This window comes from Gordonia sp. 852002-50395_SCH5434458 (assembly GCF_001665905.1).
Classification (GTDB): Bacteria; Actinomycetota; Actinomycetes; order Mycobacteriales; family Mycobacteriaceae; genus Gordonia; species Gordonia jacobaea.
Genome location: NZ_LZTC01000040.1, coordinates 137,939 through 157,597, shown reverse-complemented (window position 1 = coordinate 157,597; position 19,659 = coordinate 137,939). Strand labels below are relative to the sequence as shown.

General features: G+C 63.3%; 17 protein-coding genes. 11 read left to right on the top strand and 6 right to left on the bottom strand.

Going from position 1 to position 19,659, the window contains the following annotated elements:
* The first annotated feature begins 25 nt into the window (after nucleotides 1-25).
* The 5 genes from A5785_RS09115 to A5785_RS09095 are packed head-to-tail and all read left to right on the top strand — an operon-like array spanning nucleotide 26 to nucleotide 3,879.
* Nucleotides 26-1,636 (top strand): BCCT family transporter, encoded by a 1,611-nt coding sequence (locus A5785_RS09115; protein ID WP_197494523.1) that lies wholly within the window; start codon nucleotides 26-28, stop codon nucleotides 1,634-1,636.
* 14 nt (nucleotides 1,637-1,650) lie between these two features.
* Nucleotides 1,651-2,079, top strand: coding sequence for an ester cyclase (locus tag A5785_RS09110; protein WP_064865998.1), 429 nt, complete (start codon nucleotides 1,651-1,653; stop codon nucleotides 2,077-2,079).
* Between the two features lie 47 nt (nucleotides 2,080-2,126).
* Nucleotides 2,127-2,594 carry a flavin reductase family protein gene (locus A5785_RS09105; protein ID WP_231895457.1) on the top strand — a complete coding sequence of 156 codons (468 nt, stop codon included), beginning with the start codon at nucleotides 2,127-2,129 and terminating at the stop codon, nucleotides 2,592-2,594.
* A gap of 32 nt (nucleotides 2,595-2,626) precedes the next feature.
* Nucleotides 2,627-3,313, top strand: coding sequence for a GntR family transcriptional regulator (locus tag A5785_RS09100; RefSeq protein ID WP_231894199.1), 687 nt, complete (start codon nucleotides 2,627-2,629; stop codon nucleotides 3,311-3,313).
* The gene (locus A5785_RS09095; RefSeq protein ID WP_064865996.1) at nucleotides 3,310-3,879 is read left to right on the top strand and encodes a 3,4-dihydroxy-2-butanone-4-phosphate synthase; all 570 of its coding nucleotides are present in this window, start codon (nucleotides 3,310-3,312) and stop codon (nucleotides 3,877-3,879) included. Before A5785_RS09100 ends, A5785_RS09095 begins: the two co-directional genes overlap by 4 nt.
* A 1,281-nt stretch (nucleotides 3,880-5,160) precedes the next feature.
* On the opposite strand, the gene solA is transcribed toward A5785_RS09095, so the two are convergent.
* From solA to A5785_RS09080, 3 genes are read right to left on the bottom strand one after another with little or no spacing between them, the layout of a single operon-like run.
* Complete coding sequence (solA, locus tag A5785_RS09090) at nucleotides 5,161-6,315, bottom strand: N-methyl-L-tryptophan oxidase (protein WP_064865994.1); 1,155 nt, start codon at nucleotides 6,313-6,315, stop codon at nucleotides 5,161-5,163.
* A complete protein-coding gene (locus A5785_RS09085) occupies nucleotides 6,312-7,439 on the bottom strand; it encodes a tyramine oxidase subunit B (RefSeq protein ID WP_064865992.1) in 1,128 nt (375 codons plus the stop codon). The genes solA and A5785_RS09085 overlap by 4 nt, the downstream gene beginning before the upstream one ends.
* A gap of 33 nt (nucleotides 7,440-7,472) precedes the next feature.
* Nucleotides 7,473-8,933, bottom strand: a complete 1,461-nt coding sequence (locus tag A5785_RS09080) for an APC family permease (protein ID WP_064866206.1) — start codon at nucleotides 8,931-8,933, stop codon at nucleotides 7,473-7,475.
* A 245-nt stretch (nucleotides 8,934-9,178) separates the two neighbouring features.
* Here A5785_RS09080 and A5785_RS09075 point away from each other — a divergent pair, with 245 nt between their 5' ends.
* Nucleotides 9,179-10,675: an APC family permease gene (locus tag A5785_RS09075; RefSeq protein WP_064865990.1), complete on the top strand. Its 1,497-nt coding sequence runs from the start codon at nucleotides 9,179-9,181 to the stop codon at nucleotides 10,673-10,675.
* Complete coding sequence (locus tag A5785_RS09070; protein WP_064865988.1) at nucleotides 10,672-11,361, top strand: helix-turn-helix domain-containing protein; 690 nt, start codon at nucleotides 10,672-10,674, stop codon at nucleotides 11,359-11,361. Before A5785_RS09075 ends, A5785_RS09070 begins: the two co-directional genes overlap by 4 nt.
* A gap of 29 nt (nucleotides 11,362-11,390) precedes the next feature.
* Here A5785_RS09070 and A5785_RS09065 read toward each other — a convergent pair whose 3' ends face one another.
* The 3 genes from A5785_RS09065 to A5785_RS09055 are packed head-to-tail and all read right to left on the bottom strand — an operon-like array spanning nucleotide 11,391 to nucleotide 15,210.
* Entirely contained in the window at nucleotides 11,391-12,704 is a 1,314-nt protein-coding gene (locus tag A5785_RS09065) for a xylulokinase (protein ID WP_082937974.1), read from the bottom strand.
* Nucleotides 12,701-14,173, bottom strand: coding sequence for a mannitol dehydrogenase family protein (locus A5785_RS09060; protein WP_064865986.1), 1,473 nt, complete (start codon nucleotides 14,171-14,173; stop codon nucleotides 12,701-12,703). Before A5785_RS09060 ends, A5785_RS09065 begins: the two co-directional genes overlap by 4 nt.
* Nucleotides 14,170-15,210, bottom strand: a complete 1,041-nt coding sequence (locus tag A5785_RS09055; RefSeq protein ID WP_064865984.1) for an NAD(P)-dependent alcohol dehydrogenase — start codon at nucleotides 15,208-15,210, stop codon at nucleotides 14,170-14,172. The genes A5785_RS09060 and A5785_RS09055 overlap by 4 nt, the downstream gene beginning before the upstream one ends.
* 125 nt (nucleotides 15,211-15,335) lie before the next feature.
* Here A5785_RS09055 and A5785_RS09050 point away from each other — a divergent pair, with 125 nt between their 5' ends.
* The 4 genes from A5785_RS09050 to A5785_RS09035 all read left to right on the top strand — a co-directional run bounded on the left by A5785_RS09050 (nucleotide 15,336) and on the right by A5785_RS09035 (nucleotide 19,620).
* Entirely contained in the window at nucleotides 15,336-16,400 is a 1,065-nt protein-coding gene (locus A5785_RS09050) for a sugar-binding transcriptional regulator (RefSeq protein ID WP_156525519.1), read from the top strand.
* A gap of 149 nt (nucleotides 16,401-16,549) precedes the next feature.
* A complete protein-coding gene (locus A5785_RS09045; RefSeq protein WP_431817067.1) occupies nucleotides 16,550-17,779 on the top strand; it encodes an ABC transporter substrate-binding protein in 1,230 nt (409 codons plus the stop codon).
* An 18-nt stretch (nucleotides 17,780-17,797) separates the two neighbouring features.
* Nucleotides 17,798-18,742: a carbohydrate ABC transporter permease gene (locus tag A5785_RS09040; RefSeq protein ID WP_231894201.1), complete on the top strand. Its 945-nt coding sequence runs from the start codon at nucleotides 17,798-17,800 to the stop codon at nucleotides 18,740-18,742.
* A complete protein-coding gene (locus A5785_RS09035) occupies nucleotides 18,742-19,620 on the top strand; it encodes a carbohydrate ABC transporter permease (RefSeq protein WP_064865979.1) in 879 nt (292 codons plus the stop codon). The genes A5785_RS09040 and A5785_RS09035 overlap by 1 nt, the downstream gene beginning before the upstream one ends.
* Nucleotides 19,621-19,659: the final 39 nt, after the last annotated feature.

The window sequence follows — 19,659 nt, the reverse complement described above, 5'->3', positions numbered from 1 at the left end:
CCTCACAGAGACTGCTGACCCCCCCGTGGCCGAGGACACGGAGGTGATCGGAGATGTGGCCGAGACAGAGCCCGCGGGTCGTGGACGCCCGTCGTCGCGGCGGCTGGGTTCGGTGTTCTGGACCGCGGCCGGCGTATCCATGATCTTCATCGCGTGGGCCACGCTGTTCACCGACAACCTCAACACCGTGACCGACGCGTCGCTGAATTGGGTGACCGGGACCTTCGGCTGGCTCTATCTGGTCACCACCCTCGCGATCCTGGTCTTCCTCGTCTTCCTGGCGTTCAGCCCGGCTGGGGACCGCCGGTTCGGCAAGCCCACCGATCGTCCAGAGTTCAGCACGCTGTCATGGCTGGCGATGATCTTGAGCGCCGTGATGGGCATCGGACTGATCAGCTACGGAGTGGCCGAGCCGATCTCGCACCTCGCGACGCCGCCGCGTGGCCTCGCCGCCCCCGGGTCGCCGGAGGCAGCGGTACGCGCCATGCAGTACTCCTACTTCGACTGGGGCCTGCACGCCTGGGCCATCTTCGCTATTGTCGGCCTGGCTATCGCCTATTCGACCTACTGCAAGGGGCGTCGAACGCTGGTCAGCCAACTGTTCTATCCGCTGCTCGGTGAGCGGGTGAACGGTCCCATTGGGAAGGGAATCGACGTCCTCGCCGTGTTCGCGACGCTGTTCGGTACCACCACCTCACTCGGACTCGGTGCGCTGCAGGTCAACAACGGGCTATCGAGCCTCTTCGGCATCCCGGTTAACAATGTGACGCAGGTCCTCATCATCGCCGCGGTCACCGCCGTCTTCACGATGTCCGCCGTCACTGGCGTCCACAAGGGGATCAAGTACCTCAGCCAGGCGAGCACCGGCCTAGCGATCGCACTGTTCGTGTTCGTGCTCATCGTCGGCCCCGCGGTGTTCATCGCGAATCTCTACATCGAGTCGATCGGCACTTGGGCGACTGACTTCTTCCGGATGAGTCTGCAGGGCAGCGCGTTTGGAGACCTCGGCTGGATGCAGGGTTGGACATACTTCATGATGGCCTGGTGGGTCTCCTGGGGTGCCTTTGTGGGGGTCTTCCTCGCCCGGATCTCCAAGGGCCGCACCATTCGTGGATTCATCGTCGGTGTCCTGGCCGTCCCGAGCGTCGTGTTCTTCACCTGGTTCACCGTCTTCGGTGGCGCCGCGATCCATGTCGACATGTTCGAGGGCGGCGACATAGCGACACGCACCGCCGAGGACATCAACAGTGCATTCTTTGCGACGTTGGAGCACTTCCCGCTCAGCACGGTGACCTCGATCGTCGCGATCGCGCTTGTCGTGTTGTTCTTCATCTCCGGTGCGGACGCGAACACCTACGTGCTGTCGATGATGACGTCGGGCGGATCGCTCACCCCGCGTCGCTGGGTGTTGATTCTGTGGGGCGTGCTCACTGGTGCTGTCTCGATCGTCCTGATGCTCGCTGGCGGCCTGAATGCCCTGCAGAACTCGGTCATCATTGCGTCCCTGCCGTTCCTGGTAATCATCGCCGGCATCACCATCGCCTTCTGGAAAGAGTTCCTGACCGATAATCGCGCCCTGCGCGCGGGGGCCGTCGCTGCGCGCGCGGCAGTCCGCGACCTGCAGACCGAGAAGTGAGAGGGTTCGCCGACATGTCCGTGACCATCGATCGAGCCGCACGTATTCGCCAGGTCTGGGATGCCGCCTGGGACAAGGGAAAGGTCGAGGCGCTCGACGACCTACTCAGCCCCGACTACCGTCGGATCAGCAGTTCTGGTGAACTACAGGATCGTCAGGCTTTCAAGGATTCCATCAGCGCGACCCGGCTGGCGTTTCCCGAACTCGTCACCTCGATCGACGAGATCGTCGTCGAGGGGGACACCGCAGCCATCCGCTGGCATAGCAGTGGTACTCACCAGCACTCGTTCCTCGGCGTGCCCGCGACCCGGCGTGATGTCACGGTCAGCGGCGTCACCTTTGCCCATTTCGCCGGCGACCGGATCGTCGACGAGTACGTGACCTGGGATCCGCGTGCGTTGCTCACCGCGCTCGGCATCATCAGTGTCGGACAGGATCAGTGATCACGATGACCCCTCAGGGCTCGACAGCACAGCCAGATGTAGACGTCATGAAGCAGGTGAACCGGCAGTTCGTCACCGGCGTCACCGTGGTGACGGCGATGGATGACGACCGGCCTCGTGGCCTCGCGGTCAACGCCTTCTCCAGCATCTCGCTGGACCCGCCGACGGTGATGGTTGCCGTGCAGCGCACGTCGTCGACGCATGATTGCCTGTTCCGCGCTACCAATCTCGCCATCAACATCCTCTCGGTCGACCAACTCGACGTTGTTTCAGTGTTTGCCACAAAGTCCGATGACAAGTTTGCCGGATTGCATTGGGAGCACGGGCCGTTCGGTAGTCCACTAATCGCGCGGAGCAGCGCTCGGATGGAGGTGGAGATCTGGGAGCGTCTGCAAGCCAGTACGCACACGCTGTTCGTGTGCCGCGTCCTGCACGCCGACGTCAACGACCGCGCACCAATGATCTACAGCGCAGGTAAATTCTTCGACAGCGACGCGCTGTCGCCTCTGAGCTGATGCATCGCACGGCGAACCGAAGGAGGACCACGGTGGGTGTCAACGGGGCAGGTAACGGATCGATCCAGGCCCGACTGGTCACCGAGATCCGACGTCGGATCATCGACGGCAAGATTTTGCCCGGTGTGAATATCTCCGAACTGGCACTGGCCGAGGAGTTCGGAGTCAGTCGCACACCGGTCCGTGAGGCTTTCAAGCAATTGCAGACTGAGGGACTCATCGAGATCCGACCGCGTGTAGGCACGTTTGTCACTGCTCCGTCGCGGCGTGAGGTCACCGAGCTATTCGAGATGAAGGAACTGCTCGAAGGTGCGGCCGCTCGACTCCTGGCGCAGCGCGGACGCGTACCTGAGGTCGATCAGATGGAGGAGAATCTGCGTGAGGCCGACGCCGCCGTCGCACGCAACGACCGGGCCCGGTACGCCGAGCTGGTCGAGGATTTCCACAACCTGCTCGTCGTCGGCGCTGACAACAAAAAGGTCGAGGCTCACTACCGAACCCTGATGAATCAGCTCGCCTATGCGCGACTGGTGCACACCTCACTCAGCCAGCCCGGCCGAGCCCTGCAATCCGACCGCGAACATCATCGCGTGCTCGAACTGATCGTCGCCAAGGACGGCGACAGTGCCGAACGTGTTATGCGCGAACATGTTCGCGCCAGCCGGCAGGCGCTGCTCATCGGGCTCGAGGCCGAACACCACAGGACCGAGGACCTATGACCACCATGCTGACCCGCGCGGTCGACCCCGCCGCAGAGATCTTCTCCGGAGGGGCGACCGTCATCGTCGATGACGATGGCGCGGTGCTCTCATTTCCAGCAGCCGCGGCGACCGCCGTCGAGCTGCATCACGCAATTCGTCTGTCGTCCGGCCTGATTCACGCAGCGATGCCGTCGTTTCTGCTGGATCGGCTGCGTGTGCCGGATCAGCCGGTACTCGCTTCCGAACGGTCCGACGCCACGTTCACCGTTGCAGTGGACGCGGCATCGGGGATCGGGACGGGAATCTCGGCGCACGATCGGGCGCGGACTCTCCAGGTGCTCGCCGACCAGGCGACCGTCGCCGACGACCTCGTCCGCCCCGGCCACGTCTTGCCGGTGCGTTGCGATGACGGTGGCTTCCGCGCTCGTCGCAGGTGCTGGGAACTTGCCGTCGACCTGGTCGTAGCCGAAGGGTTCCCACCCGTGGCGGTCGTAGCGCGTCTCGTCGATGACATCGGCGATGTACTCGATGCCGACGCCGCACTGGCTTTCGCGGTCGACCACGGCCTGCAGGTACACACGTAACGAATGAATGCATGCACCGACTCCTCGAAGCGGATCAATTCCTGATCTGCGTGACAATTCGGCTCGCCAGCCCCGCTGAGTCTTAGCCGGGCTGGCAATCACAACGTGTCCACTAGACGAAATCAACTAAGCTGGTTGCGGAATTCAAGGTGAAACGTGCAATCAATACTGCGTGCCGGTAATTAACAGGCGACATGATCAGCTTCGTCGCTCAGTGACCGTCATGATTAAATGCTCGCTCGCCAGAATCACCCGTACTGGAGGCGCCACCACTATACCCACCCGGCGTCTATACCCACCCGGCGTCGCGGTCCGGTGGGTCCGACCTGGGAGTACGTAAGGATTCCACCGGATCGATTTCGAGCACTGCCGGAGCCGACAAGAAGTCGATCGTGGCACCTGTCATCGTTGATGAGCCGTCCTTGAGCAGAAGGCTGGGCACTAACCCCGAGCGCGTGGATACGGGCGTTGCGACTTAGCGCCACTCGCTGACACGCCCTAGTCCAGACCTTCGCGGCCATCCGCCATTCCGGCCTTGCTGGTGGGTAGTCCCGGCAATCGAACCTGCGTCCGCCGACCTCGACGCAACTCAGGACAGTACTAACGGCATCAGGGCACCTCGTCGGCCACTCGCTCATATACTGTCTCTGCTCGCCTGTCTACGCGCACGCTCGTCTCCAAAGCCGAAAAACTGTGGACAGAATCCTGACAACGTCGAGATAAGCGAGGAGTATCTCAAATAGGCTCGGATATCACTTGTGAGATCCAACGAACTTGTCCGATGCGTCGAACTGCTCACAAATGAGGCCGAGTGGATTGACGGAGAACGCCCGGAACGTGTCGAGACATTTTGTCGCTACCTGGAGATCGGCCGCTGGTTTCCTAGGCCTCGACCACCCGTTGTACGTCCACATCGATGACGAAACAAGGATCGATCGACTCAGCGCCGATGGACCCACATTGGAGACTTGAATCAACGACGTCAAAGTGATCCGCGACCACTGCGACGACGCCGACGCTGGTGAGTCGTGGACCTCGCTGGCTGGCAAGTTTCGCGCGGCCTTGATGAAAGTGCTCCCGGGCGTCTCGGGTCGGCTTCGTGTCAGATACTTCAGTGTCCTTCAACGGGGACGGCTTGACATCAATTGGCAGAGCTGCTTCGTCGTGCGAGTAATCATAAATCAACAGCAATGCGAGCGGTCCCTGGCTACGAGCCGCGTGTGGCTCTCACCAATCGAGAGAGAGGAGCGTGACTACCGTGGGCGCTCGGCCCCGGCGTGCTCAAGCCAACGCCACCTCCCGGTGCCCCGCGACGCTGAACGCGTCGTCGCCGAATGGGTTCGGCCCGCCCGTCGCAAGCGCGGCCAGGCATTCACCCCACACCGGCGCGAACTTGAATCCATTGCCGCTGAACGCTGTTCCCACGATTACGCCGTCGCCGACGCTGTCGATGATCGGCATCTTGGTCGGCGTCCACGAATCCGAATGCAACGACCATCGCACGACGTCGGGGATCAGGTCGGGGATCATGCGTGCCGCCTGCTCACCGATCCACCGGAGTTGTTCGCGGCTCAGCGTCGTCGGTCGGTCGGCCCAGTCGTCGAATGCGTCGAAGTCAATGTGCGGGCAGATCTTGATGCTGTAGCCGTCGAGTGTCGGTACTCCGAAGGCGTGCACGTCGTCGAGGTCACGCATGAATCCGGGGAAGACGTCGGGCGTGAACCGCTCTACGTGGCGCGGCATGAGCCACGTCAACGCAAAGGTCTTCGTCTGCACCACGTCTCGCAGATCGGGGAGCAGTCGAGCAGTCCACGGACCAGCGGTCACGACGACGCGGTCGGCGGTGAACTCACCGCGACTTGTGCGCACGAGAACGCCGTTCGATGTCTCCACGATGTCGAGCACTTCGGTGTCGTAGATTGCCGACGCCCCGTGTGAGAACGCCTGGTCGGTGGCGGCCGCAACGGCCATCTCCGGACGCATGGCGCCGCCGAGGAGGTCGAGTACGCCGATGTCGTCGTCCTCGATGTGGAACTGCGGGAGGCGATGTCGCATCTGCGTAGCGTCGAGAATCTCGTGCGGCAGGTCGAAGTGCTCGATCGATGCGAGTGTCGGCTGCAGATCGGGATGATCCGACGGTGCGACGCTGAGTGCGCCTGCGGGGAGCAGGATGTCGCGTCCGTATTCGGCCCCGAGTTCCTGCCACAGTTCGCGCGACCGTAGCAGCGCGGGAGTGAACAGCTCACCCTCTTTCGCTGCGACGCGGAACAATCGCGACTCACCCGCGTACGCACCCTCGGTGTGCACGCGGCCGAACTGCTCGATACCGAGGACGTCAACACCTTGCTTTGCCAACTGCCACAACGTCATCGAACCGATGGAACCGAGCCCGACGACGATGACCGAATGGTGTGCGGCCACAGAAACATCGCTCATGACAGGGCCGGGCTTTCCCACAGGTTCAGCGGGGTTCCGATGCCGCGCTCCACCGCGTTGCGGTACACGACGGTGCCCCAGGCGACGTCTTCGACGGGCATGCCGCCAACGGACAGGATCACGATCTCGTCGTCGTTGCGTCGCCCCTCGACGGCGCCCGCTGCAACCGCGCCCAGATCGACGAGCTCCTCACGCGGCATGGAGCCGTCGTGGATCATGTCCATGAACTTGCAGCCGATGATGGGAATCGAGTTGTGCGAGGGGTATTCGGTCTCGTCGAACCATGCGTCGTAGAGGCCGATGTTGTCGACGACCTTGCGGACGTCGGATGCCTTGAGTCCCTCGTCGATCTCGCAGCTGGCGGGCATGCTCAAGAACGCTCCCGGCTTGAGCCAGTCGCGGCGGACGAGGGGATAGGTCGACGGGTCGCCGATCTCGCCCGAGGTGCAGTAGGTGACGATGTCGCTGTCGCGCACGGCATCCTCGATGTCGTCGACTTCGATGACCGTCAATTGCGGGTACTCCTGCGCAACCCAACCGGCGAAGTTGTCGAGGCTGCTGCGGCTGCGGCCCTTCACCTTGACGGTGTCGATCTTGGGGCAGGTCGCCATGAACGCGGCCAGCGATGTCCGCGCCATGACGCCGGGGCCGACGATGCCGACGACCTGTGCGTCCTCGCGTGCCAGGAATCGCGCGCCGACACCGGGCACAGCGCCGGTTCGGTACGCCGACAACAGGTTTGCCGACATCAATGCCAGCGGAGCACCGGTGTCGGTGTCGTTGAGCATGAACATCAGAATCGACCGTGGCAGGCCCTTCTCGCGGTTGGCGATGTTGGAGCCGTACCACTTCATACCGCTCGTGCCGAAGCTGCCGCCGAGGTAGGCGGGCATTGCCATGAAACGACGATCCGCCGTGTTCTTGGGCATGGTCTCGAACGGGGACTCGTCGGGGAAGGTGACCATTGCGCCGTGGGAGTCACTGTTGGTGCCCGCCATGCGGTAGTCGCCGGAATGCAGCAGTACGAAGGTCTCCTGCATGGCGTCGACGCACGCGGCCATGTCGGTGACGCCTGCGGCGATCATGTCGGGTTCGGAGAGATAGCGAAAGTCGATGGAGGTCATGGGTTTTCCTGTTCTGTGCTTAGGGAAAGGGGGTCAGACCGCGATGGCCGAGGTCAGGGAGTCGTACGCAACGACGTTGCGGCGTCGCATGATCAGTGCCTGGACTACGCCCAGCACGAGTGCCGCGACAACAAGAGCAATGAAGAAGTCGGCAAGCGACTGCGAACCGCCGATCAGCGTCGGGAAGTTCCAGATGACCGCCACGAGGATGGTGATGAGTCCGATGAACCCGAGCGTCGGCGCGATTACCGCTCGCCAGAGGCCGGCCTGAATGTTGTTGCGGCGGAAGTACACCAGCACCGCGAGGCAGGTCAGTGCCATCAGCACGACGATGCCCAGAGTTGCGACGCCGGAGAACCAGGCGAAGACCTCGAGTTCGGGGTCGAGAGACAAGGCGGCGAAGACGACGATGAGCAGTGCCGCGGTGATGGTCTGCACGAACGAACTGACGTGGGGCGACAGGTGATTCGGGTGCACCGTGCCCAGCTTCGACGGCATGGCCGTCGCCGAGGCCATCGAATGCTGGTAGCGCGAGATCACGTTGTGGAAGCTGAGGATGCACGCAAAGAGGCTCGTGATCAGCAGGACGTTGACCGTCGTCGACGCCCAGGTGCCCAGGTAGGTCTGCGCCGTCGCCATGATCATGCCTGACGGGTCCTTGGCGGCAGCGGCGACCACGTTGTCCGGTCCCCACGCCATCACGAGTGCCCAGGACGAGAAGGCGTAGAAGACACCGATGAGCAGGACGGAGACGTAGGTGGCGCGCGGGATGGTGCGGTCGGGGTCACGGGCCTCGTTGCGGAAGATCGCGGTTGCCTCGAAGCCGATGAATCCGGCGACGGCGAACATCAGGCCGATGCCGGGTGCACCCGACATCACCTCGGACGGCTTGAACGAAGCCATCGAGAGTCCCTGGTTGCCACCCTTGGCCATGATGGCGATATCGAGGATCAGCACGATCCCGATCTCTGCGATGAGCAGCAGACCGAGGACCTTGGAACTCAACTCGATGTGCCGGTATCCGAGGATGCCGGTGAACGCAGTGATCACCAGTGCCCACACCCACCAGGCGATCGACGGTCCGCCGAGGTCGGAGACGCCGGAGGAGATCAGCACGCCGATCAGGCCGTACACCGCTGCCTGGATCATCGTGTAGGTCAGTAGCGCCAGATGCGCGGTGCCGAGTCCGAGAGGCCTGCCGAGTCCGTAACCGACATAGGTGAAGAAGGCGCCCGGACGCGGGATGTAGCGGGCCATCGTGCTCAGCCCCACCGAGAAGAGCAGCAGGACGACGGCGGCGATGACGAACATCGACGGCACGCCTGCGCCATTGCCGAGCAGGAACGCGACGGGCACACCACCGCCGACGACGGTCAGGGGAGCGGCCGCGGCGACCACCATGAAGACGATGGCTCCGACGCCGAGCGACCCCTGCAGGGATCGAGACGAGCCTGGTGAACTGGCGGTGGCAGCGCCGCTATCGATAGATGTCATGTGATTCTCTTCTGCGATCAGACGGGCGACATCGTGCAAGGAATCGTGCAAGGAGATGTCGTGAGGACTGGGCGTCGATGCCCGTGCATATATGTTCTGACCGCCCCGTCGCGGCGTCGTTGCCCCGCGGTAACACGTCTGGACACCTTCGTGGGACGACGCTCGACGCCGAGACCCGTTGCGTGTCACGCCCACAACACCATCGAGTAACACGGCGGAAACACGCTGTGGTTAGCGTCCGCGCTATGCCGGGACCAGCCAGAGATCGCGTTCGTGCGCGACTACGTCTGGGCGCTCGCACCCAGTTGGTCGGGCTTGATCGTCGAAGTCTCGGATTCACCGATGTGGTAGCGCAGTCGGTCGCCGTCATGGCGCCATGCGCTGCAGCCGCAACGATACCCATGCTGCTCGGCCAGGCGAATGCGCCGCTGGTGTGGTGCGTCGTCACGGCTACCGTGCTCTGTGCGTTGGTCGCATCGACGCTCGGCATCTTCGCGTCGCGCGTGGTTGCTCCGGGCGCTCTCTACACCTATGCGGCCAAGGGCCTCGGCCCCTCCGCAGGCGCTGCCACCGCGGCCGCGATGACGCTCGGCTACGGGTCGCTGGCGATGTTCACGCTGTCGCAGACCGCAGCCTATGGGTTGCGGATATTCGGGGTCACGGCACCGTCGACGCTGACGATGTGTCTTGCCGTCGCGGGGATCGCGGCGGCCATGGCTGTTCTCTTGATTCGCGGGGTCCGAGTCTCGGCGCGGGTCGGGCTGATCATCGAGGCCGTTGCGGTCGCAGGATTGTTGACCCTTGTCGGAGTGTTGGTCGCACGCAACTGGGACCACATGTCGGTGCGTTCAGCGGTTGCGGTGCCGACCGGATGGTCGCACTACCTCGCGGGCGTAGCCGTCGCGACGTGCGGAATCATCGGATTCGAAAGCGCCGCAACACTGTCGGTCGAAGCGAAGCGTCCGCTGCGCACCATCCCACGGGCGATCAACGCCTCGCTGTTCGTCGGAGCCGTCGTGGTTCTCATCGCGACACTGGCACAGGCGGGCGGAGCGACCGTGCTCGACGGCATCTCCGCGCTCGGCGAGGGAAACGTCGACGTGCTCACCGAGAGCATCGGGGCGTCGTGGGTTGCCCCACTGGTGAATCTCGGCGTGTGTGCATCGTTTCTTGCGTGTGCGCTTGCAAGTACGACGGCGCTGACCCGAACTCTGCTGTCGCTGGCCCGAGAGAGCGTGCTCCCCAGCCGACTCGGTTACACACATCCGCGTTTCAAAACGCCGGTCGTCGGCGTGGTTGTGAGCCTGCTCGTGATGGTCGCGGTCATTGTCATATCCCTGGCTGCGGGTGCGTCGGAGAGTTCCATGCGCGGCTCGATGGCGGCAGCACCTGCCATCGGATTCATGGTCGCCTACGTTCTGGTCTGCGTTGCGGCGCCTGCCTTTCTGCGCAAAACCGGTGAACTACAACGTCGGACGACGGTGATCGCCGGGCTCGCCGCGGTCGGATTCGGCGGCATCCTCGTGGTGTTCGTCGCGACGAACATCGGCGGCACCTGGGCACCGGGAATCATCGGTGCATTGGTCTGGCTGGCGCTGGCGGCAGTCGGCTACGTGACGCTGCGTCGCATTCGGCCACTGGTCACAGCTCGCATAGGAATTCACGAAACACCAATGCGCTCAGAGGTGTTCAGTGGACACCTCGAGGCCGACGCCGCAGTCAGTGGCGGACCGTCGCGATGAGTCCTGCCTTCGGGGGCGACTCGTCGTCGAAATCGGTGATCAACGCACTGCAGATCCTTGAAGAGGTCGCGACGATGGGGCCGGGTGTGACCGCAGTCGAGTTGTCCAGGCATCTCGGATTGTCGAAGTCGGCGACGTACCGTCTCGTGAATTTGCTTGCGCAGGAGGAGTATTTGGTCCGCACGCCCGACTTGGGCGGCTTCGCGCTCGGCGCCAGAATTGATCGCATGATCGGCGCCGCTGCCGGGCCGCCGGTCTCCGACCAGCTCCGCACCGCTCTCGACGAGGTGCGCGCGGGTCTGCGGTTCGGTGTGCACCTGTTCGGTTGCCACCGCGCGGGGACGTCGCGGGCCAGGCTGAGCCTGCTGGACATTGATCCGGACTACCCGCTCAGTGATCCCGGCAGGCTTCTCCACGATCTGACTGCTTCCGCCGCGGGCAGGCTGATGACCGCCATCGGTTCCGGGCATCCGGCCGCGGCACCGACGCACGCGAGCCAAATCGGTTCGTTCATCCCCAATTTCGGCTGTGTCTCGGTGCCGGTGTGGGGAGCAGATTCGACGCTGGTCGCCGCGCTCACCATCGCCGCGCCCGCCAAGCACATCGAGAACCCGGAGACGCTGGTCCGATTACTTGCCGACCCTGCACGACGGGTCGCCGAGATCATGGACTCCGGCCAGGAGTGAGCTGAAGGACGGGGAATAGCTCATATCCGCTACGTCGCCACCGACCACCCCGGCAGATGCCCGGTCAGTGTCCAGGCAGCCTGTCGGGCCGCCCCGAGTGCGACCCATTCACTTTCGGCGGGAAAAATGACGGTGCCTTCGAAGACTGATGGTGCGACGGCACGTATCGCCGGCGACTTCGCTCCACCTCCGATGAGAAGGACTCTCTCGACGTCGACACCCTGCGCCTCGATCTGCTCCCGGCACCACACCAGCGAGCCGAGTAGTCCTTCAACGGCAGCACGTGCGACCGATGGCGCCGTGAAGTTCTCGGTCGTGATCCCCGTCAGCGATCCAGTCGCATCGGGCAGGTTCGGTGATCGCTCTCCGGCGAAGTAGGGCACGAGACGCAATCCGTGTGCGCCTGCGGGGGCCGAGATCGCCAGTCGTGCAAACTCATCGAGGTCGACGCCGAGCATTCTCGCGGTTGCGGCGAGAACCGGTGCACCGTTCAGCGTGCACACCAACGGCAGATGGCGGCCGGTGCCATCGGCGAACCCCGCGACAATGCCGGATGGATCGCACGGCGCGACATCGGTGACAGCACTGATGACTCCGGAGGTACCCAGCGAGACAATCGCGTCGCCCGGACCGGCCTGTAGTCCGAGTGCAGCGGCGGCGTTGTCGCCGAGTCCCGCGCCGAGTAGCGCGCCACCAGGGATTCCTGCGGCGGCCTGTTCAGGCCCGATCACTTCGGGCAACAACGGAGTTCGTCCGCGCAGTGCAAGTTCAAGAAGGTCGAGGCGGTATTCGCCTCGGGCCGCGCTGAAGTATCCCGTTCCCGAAGCATCGCTGCGGTCGGTGGTCAGTGTGGCGATGTCGTTCGACCCGGACAGTCTCCACGTCAGCCAATCGTGGGGAAGACACACAGCGGCAGTTATGTCGGCGTTCTGAGGCTCATTGTCGGCGAGCCAACGTAGCTTTGCCGCAGTGATCGAGGCAACCGGGACGACGCCGACCGCTTCCGCCCACTTCTCGGGTCCGCCGAGCTCGTCGATCAGGTCGGCGGCGCTCGTCGCTGACCGGGTGTCGTTCCACAACAATGCATTTCGAATCACCCTGCCCGACTCGTCCAGGCAGATCATGCCGTGTTGCTGTCCGGCCACGGACACGGCCGCGACGTCGTCGAGGCCGCCTGCGGCGGAGACGGCCTCGCGCAACGCAGTCCACCAGAGCTCGGGATCTACTTCGGTACCCGGCGGGTGTGGCGCGCGCGCTGAGCGAACGACGGTGCCGGTCTCGGCATCACAGATCACGACCTTGCAGGATTGCGTCGACGAGTCGATCCCCGCCACGAGTGTCATGAGAGCAAGTCCTTCAGGGTCTCGCGGGAACCCTTGGTACGCAGAGTTTCCAGCGCCCACAGGTAGGGCGTGGTGAAGCCGTCATGGTCAGCGAGTTCGCCGAAGAGCCCTCGTTCCGACACGAAGGCGAGCGGTTCGGTCCGCGACTTCTGTGCCAGTGGCACGAGCTCGTCGGCCTTCGGATCGACGACATCAATCGCATCGCCGTTCTCGTCGATGCCTTCGGCATATCGAGTCCAACTCGCCACCACGGCAGCGGCAAGATCGACGTTGCCACCCGCGCCGAGCCGCTCGCGAATCACGGGTACGAGCCACTTGGGAATTCGGTCTGAGGAATCCTGGCACAGGCGTGCGATCGTGTCGGCGATGGCGGGATTGGCGAAGCGCTCGAGAAGTGTGTCTATATATGCGTTGACGTCGACACCGGGCAATGGTGCAAGTGCCGGTTCTGCCTCGTCGAGCATGTAGCGGCGCAACAGTTCACGGATGTCGGAATCGATTGCGGCGTCGTGAACGTAGCGGTAGCCGAGTAGGTAACCGAAGTAGCACAACGCTTGGTGGCTCGCATTGAGCAGACGTAACTTCATGAGCTCGTACGGCGTGACGTCGTCGACGATCTGTACACCGACGTTTTCCAGCGCGGGTCGTCCGTTGCTGAACGAGTCCTCGAGGACCCATTGGGTGAATGGCTCGGCGACGACGGGCCAGTTGTCGACGATGCCGGTGCGTGCCTCGACCTCCGCCGCCAGTTCAGGTGGGGTGACCGGCGTTATCCTGTCGACCATCGAATTGGGAAACGACGTGCGGGTGTCGATCCACCGGGCGAGCTCAGGATCACGCAGATGCGCGTAGGCGAGGAACGTCGAGCGGGCGATGTGCCCGTTGCCCTGGATGTTGTCGCACGACATCACGGTGAACGACGGAAGTCCGCGTGCACGTCGGCGTGCGAGAGCTTCAGTCACCAGCCCGAAAACCGTTGTCAGAGACTGAGTTCCGCTCAGATCTGCGACTATGGCGGGATTCTCGACGTCGAATTCACCTGTCGCAGGGGAGAAGTTGTAGCCGCCCTCGGTGACGGTGAGTGACACGATGCGGGTTTCGGGATCGGCGAGCCGATCAAGGACGGTCTCGGGATCGTCTGGGGCGTAGAGATACTCGACGATCGAACCGATCACCGAGGTCTCGACAGCGCCATCAGGACTCTTGAGGGTCAATGTGTAGAGCCCGTCCTGGGGCACGAGGGCGTCGCGCATCGCCTGATCGGCAGGCCGGACACCGACACCGCAGATACCCCACGATCGTGCCTCGGGTTCGGCGAGAAGGCGATCGACATACATTGCTTGGTGCGCACGGTGAAAGCCGCCGACACCGAAATGGACGATTCCGACGGTGACGTGTGCGCGGTCGTAGCCGGGCGTCGAGGTGTCGGTGATTGCTGGAAGAGCATCGTTGCTGAGCCGGATACTCACGAGTGCGCCTTTCGGGTGTCGGGTCGGGGTTCGGTGTAGCGCGAGAGTGCCGGATACACAACAGCTTTGATATGCCCCGTGATGTGATCGGCGTTGAGCGCCTCAGACAGCTCGTCGAGTCCGAAACGGGCGGTGACCATGGAGTCGAGGTCGACGGCGCCGGTGGTGGCAAGTCGGGTCGCCGTTGGCCAGGTGTTTGCATAGCGGAAGACGCCCGTCAGGACGATCTCGCGGTTCTGTATCAACGATATGGGCAGTTCCATGGTGTCGGCACCCATGCCGACGAGCACAGCACGGCCTCCGGGTCGAAGAGCGGAGATGCCCGCGGTAACCGCTGCCGGCGCGCCGCTCGCGTCGACGAATGCGTCCACGGGTGCGATGGCCGTGCCGGGAACGGCGACATCGGTTGCCCCGAATCGGAGTGCCTGCGACCGGCGCTGTTCGTCGGGCTCGCTCACGACGATTCGCGAGAGCCCGGCTGCACGGGCTACCTGCGCGCACATCAGCCCGATCGGCCCCGCTCCGCTGATCAGAAGTGAATCACCAAGTCGAACCGATGCTTTCGCGATCGACGCGAGACCGACCGACAGGGGTTCGAAAAGTGCGGCAGCCTCGTCGCTCACGTCGTCGGGTACGGCATGCGCGAATGCGGAACCGATCGTCACGAACTCGGTCAGTGCGCCGTCGACCGGGGGCGTTCCGTAGAAGCGCATGGCCGGGCACAGGTGGTAGTCACCACGCATCGTCTCCGTGCTCGTCGGGTCGGGTCGCTGTGGCTCTATCGACACGCGCTGGCCGATGCGTGAGGATTGGACACCCGCTCCGACGTCGACGATCACCCCGGCGGCCTCGTGTCCGAGGATCAGCGGCTCGCGCACCACGTGCTCACCAATGCGTCCGTGGCGCAGGTAGTGCGTGTCCGAACCGCATATTCCGACCGCGCTGACCTGCACAAGGACATCTCCGGGGCCGGGTCGGGGTACGGGTCTGGTCTCCACGGTCAGCTGTCGGCCAGGCGAGAGAACCGAAGCCCGCATTGCGTGGAGTCCCTGATCACTCGTCGTCGAGGATGTTGCGTGGCTCACATTACGAATGTTAGCGTATTGAGCATATTCACCGCTAGTGAGCAAATGCTCACCGGTCGACATCACGCGAACAGGCGATGCTCATGGCGACACGCAACAAGACACCGGCACAGACCCGAGCCGAGGCGACGCATTCCGATGCCGGTACCTCTTCACGTTCGACGTCCCGCGCGACGTCGGATAGTGGATCGGATCTGAGGTTGCTGGTCCGGGCGGCAACGATGTACCACCTCGAGGGCCTGACCCAAGCCGAGATCGCCGCGCGTCTCGGCGTCTCACGCCCGACCGCCGGGCGGCTGGTGGCACGTGCTCGGGCGCAGGGCCTCGTTCAGGTGACGGTCTCGGCTCCGCCGCACCTCTCCGCGTCGATTCACACCGATCTCGAGCGGAGTGTCGAGCGGGCTTTCGGACTCGACGAGGCGCTGGTCATCGATGAGGTCGCCGACGGGACCACGTCCGGTAACGCAGCACTCGGTCGGGCCGGGGCTTCGGTCCTCGCACGCCGCATCCAGTCCACGGACACATTCGGATTCACCTGGGGCCCTGAACAAGTCGCGGTCGCCGATGCGATGAGCGCCTCGGGGTCGTGTCAACGGGTGGTCCAGATGGATGGTTCGATGACATCCGTCGAGTACCACACCGGCGTCGATCACGCGCTCGCGAGATTCTCCGAACGACTGCATGCGCAACCACTGCGGCTGGTCGCCCCGCTCTACGTCGATGCAGAGACCGTTACCGCCCTCAACCGCGATTCGATTCTGTCCCAATCGCTTTCCGCAGCGCGAGGTGCTCACATCATGCTCTTCGGAGTGGGCTCCGTGTCCACCTCGACGACGCTGTTCGAGGGTGCGTACATCGACGCCATCGTGCTCGACGAGCTCATCGAGCTGGGCGCGGTGGGAGAGATCGGTGGACGCTTCTACGACGCGGCGGGCGAGCCCGTTTCATCGAGCCTCGTGGAACGGACGGTCTCTGTGCCGCTCGACGCCGTGCGCGCTTGTCCCACATCCATTCTCGTATCCGGTGGAGTTCACCGCCGTGAATCGATACTCGGAGCCCTGCGCGGAGGTTTCGCCACCATTCTGGTGACCGATACCGAAACCGCCGAATGGCTTGTCACGCAAGAGAAAGGCCGACAGTGAGGTCACTGAGACTCCGGAGCCATCGCGCTGTGCGACGACGGACGACATACATACTTGCCGCGGTGTGTGCCGCTGCATCACTCGCTTTCGTCACCGGGTGTTCGGGCGCGGGTTCGCTTGGCGGAGGCAGCCGAGAGGTCACCGTCGCCATGGTGTCGAACTCGCAGATGCAAGACGCCGTCAAGCTCTCCGAGCAGTTCGAACAACAGAATCCGGGTGTGCACGTCAAGTTCGTGACGTTGTCGGAGAACGAGGCACGAGCGAAGATCACCGCGTCGGTCTCGACCGGCGGTGGCGAGTTCGACGTGGTGATGATCAGCAACTACGAGACACCCATGTGGGCCAAATATGGCTGGCTGGTCAACCTGACGCCCTACATGAATGCCGATTCGTCCTACGACGCAGACGATTTCATACCGTCGCTCAAATCAGCACTTTCCTACAACGGGCAGATGTACTCGGCGCCCTTCTACGGTGAGTCGTCGTTTCTGATGTACAACAAGAAGCTCTTCGCAAAGGCGGGTGTGAATCTACCTGCCACCCCGACGTGGCCACAGGTCGCCGACGCAGCACGCCGTCTCACCAACGACCAGACAGCGGGAATCTGCCTACGTGGCAAGCCCGGATGGGGCGAGGTGCTTGCGCCGCTCAACACGGTGATCAACGCGTACGGCGGACGTTGGTTCGACGAGGACTGGAACGCTCAACTGACCAGCCCGGAGGTCGAGGCGGCGGTGCAGATGTATGTCGACACCGTTCGCAGGTACGGCGAGGCCGGCGCATCGTCTTCCGGTTTCCAAGAATGCGGAAACCTGATGTCGCAGGGGCAGGTTGCGATGTGGTACGACGCCACGTCAGCGGTCTCGGTTCTCGAGAGTCCAGACGACTCCACGATCGCCGGCGACGTCGGCTACCTACCCGCGCCGACCATGGCCAAGAATGACAACGGGTGGCTCTACACCTGGTCACTCGGTATCCCGTCGAGCAGCGACAACAAGGACGACGCCTGGAAGTTCATCGACTGGATGACCAACAAGAGCTACATCCAGCACGTCGCAACAACACTCGGTGCGACGCACGTGCCGCCGGGTAGCAGAATGTCGACCTACCAGTTGCCCGCTTATCAGAAGATCTCGCAGCCGTTCGCCGAGCAGACGCTGTCGGCGATGCAGGCGGCAGATCAGCTCAAGCCGACGCTCAAGCCGGTGCCCTACACCGGAATCCAGTTCCTCGCGATCCCAGAGTTCCAGGACCTCGGTACCCGTGTCAGCCAACAGATCTCGGCCGCGATCGCAGGTCAGATCAGTGTTCATGACGCACTGGAGCAGGCGCAGCAGTACGCGCAGGTCGTCGGTAAGTCCTATCAGAGGGAGAGGTAGACCATGGCGACTGCAGTCATGACACCGCCGGCGCAACCCGATGCCGGTTCGGGTAAGGCGGTAACGTCCAAGCGCGACCAGATCACGCGCGCCGAGGGTTGGCGCAGGCGGGGACCGCTGCTACCCGCGCTGATCTTCATGATCGTGGTGACACAGATTCCGTTCGTGTTCACCCTCTACTACTCGACACAGTCCTGGAATCTGGTGCGCCCCGGTTCGCGTCGATTCGTCGGACTCGACAACTACGGCGCCGTCTTCTCCGATAGTCAGTTCTGGAAGGTCACGCTCAACACCATCGTGCTGATTGTGGGAACGGTGCTGATCTCGGTCGCATTGGGTCTGCTCTTCGCGCTGCTGCTCGACCGAAAGTTCTTGGGGCGAGGGATCGTACGCACCCTGCTCATCACCCCATTCCTGGTGACACCCGTTGCGGCGGCACTTCTGTGGAAGACCAGCCTTCTCTCGCCGACCAATGGTTTGGTGAACTGGGCGTTGAGCCCCTTGGGAATTCACGTCGACTGGCTGTCGCAGTTCCCACTCATGAGCGTGATGGCCGAATTGATCTGGCAGTGGACGCCGTTCATGATGCTTCTCATTCTCGCTGGGCTGCAGTCGATGCCGCGCGACATCCAGGAGGCAGCGCGAGTCGACGGTGCGACCAGCTTCCGGCTGTTCCGCGAGTTGACGCTCCCGCACCTGCGTCGCTTCATCGAACTGGGCACAGTACTCGGTGCGATCTATCTGGTGAACACCTTCGATGCGGTCTACATGATGACGGCGGGCGGGCCGGGTGTGGCCAGTTCCAACCTGTCGTTCTACATCTACCAGCGGGCGTTCCTCGGATTCGACATCGGCCAGGCCGCCGCGATGGGTGTCGTCACCGTCATCGGGACGATAGTCGTTGCCTCGCTGGCACTTCGACTGATCTTCAAATCATTCACCGGAACCGAGGAGGCAGCCTGATGACCGCCACCGCCACCCCGACAACGTCGACGTCTCCCTCGACGCCGACCCCGACCATCCGACGTCGACGCGATCCGCGCGGCGGTGTGCTGACCGCGATCACCTGGATACTCGCCATCGGGTTCTTCTTCCCGGTGTTGTGGATGGTGCTGACGGCGTTCAAGCAAGAGAGTGACGCGGCTACCAACCCGCCCACCTTCTTCTTCACGCCCACCCTGCAGCAGTTCCGCAATGTGTTCGACGCCGGGATCGGCACCCCGCTGCTGAATTCGTTGTGCGCCACCGTGGTCTCGACGATCCTGGTGTTGCTTCTCGGTGTACCAGCAGCTTTCGCGCTGTCGCTGCGCCCGGTGCGTAAGACCAAGGACGCGTTGTTCTTCTTCATCAGTACGAAGATGTTGCCCATCGTCGCGGCGATCATCCCGCTGTACGTGATCGTCGGAAAACTGGGGATGCTCGACAACGTCTGGACGTTGATCATTCTGTACACGGCGATGAACCTGCCGATTGCCGTGTGGATGATGCGGTCGTTCTTCCTCGAAGTGCCCGGAGAACTCTTGGAGGCGGCCAGTATCGACGGCGCGAGTATGTGGACCGCCGTGCGCGAGGTGATCTTGCCGCTCATCTCACCCGGTATCGCCGCCACTGCACTGATATGCGTCATCTTCTCGTGGAACGAGTTCTTTTTCGCCGTCAACATGACCGCGGTCAACGCGCAAACCATGCCGGTCTTCCTCACCGGGTTCATGTCCGGGCAGGGACTGTACTGGGCGCAACTGTCCGCGGCGTCGGTGTTGACCGCACTTCCCGTCGTCGTCTGCGGGTGGATCGCGCAGAACAAGCTCGTCCGCGGCCTGTCCTTCGGCGCCATCAAGTAGTCACTAGACAATCCAACATCTTTCAGCACACACAGGAGT

Bases quoted from the DNA above. Each gene is read 5' to 3' on its own strand.
- A5785_RS09110 (WP_064865998.1), top strand. From the start codon at position 1,651: ATGTCCGTGACCATCGATCGAGCCGCACGTATTCGCCAGGTCTGGGAT.
- A5785_RS09105 (WP_231895457.1), top strand. From the start codon at position 2,127: ATGAAGCAGGTGAACCGGCAGTTCGTCACCGGCGTCACCGTGGTGACG.
- A5785_RS09095 (WP_064865996.1), top strand. From the start codon at position 3,310: ATGACCACCATGCTGACCCGCGCGGTCGACCCCGCCGCAGAGATCTTC.
- solA (WP_064865994.1), bottom strand. From the start codon at position 6,315: ATGAGCGATGTTTCTGTGGCCGCACACCATTCGGTCATCGTCGTCGGG.
- A5785_RS09085 (WP_064865992.1), bottom strand. From the start codon at position 7,439: ATGACCTCCATCGACTTTCGCTATCTCTCCGAACCCGACATGATCGCC.
- A5785_RS09080 (WP_064866206.1), bottom strand. From the start codon at position 8,933: ATGACATCTATCGATAGCGGCGCTGCCACCGCCAGTTCACCAGGCTCG.
- A5785_RS09075 (WP_064865990.1), top strand. From the start codon at position 9,179: ATGCCGGGACCAGCCAGAGATCGCGTTCGTGCGCGACTACGTCTGGGC.
- A5785_RS09070 (WP_064865988.1), top strand. From the start codon at position 10,672: ATGAGTCCTGCCTTCGGGGGCGACTCGTCGTCGAAATCGGTGATCAAC.
- A5785_RS09065 (WP_082937974.1), bottom strand. From the start codon at position 12,704: ATGACACTCGTGGCGGGGATCGACTCGTCGACGCAATCCTGCAAGGTC.
- A5785_RS09055 (WP_064865984.1), bottom strand. From the start codon at position 15,210: ATGCGGGCTTCGGTTCTCTCGCCTGGCCGACAGCTGACCGTGGAGACC.
- A5785_RS09050 (WP_156525519.1), top strand. From the start codon at position 15,336: ATGCTCATGGCGACACGCAACAAGACACCGGCACAGACCCGAGCCGAG.
- A5785_RS09045 (WP_431817067.1), top strand. From the start codon at position 16,550: ATGGTGTCGAACTCGCAGATGCAAGACGCCGTCAAGCTCTCCGAGCAG.
- A5785_RS09040 (WP_231894201.1), top strand. From the start codon at position 17,798: ATGACACCGCCGGCGCAACCCGATGCCGGTTCGGGTAAGGCGGTAACG.
- A5785_RS09035 (WP_064865979.1), top strand. From the start codon at position 18,742: ATGACCGCCACCGCCACCCCGACAACGTCGACGTCTCCCTCGACGCCG.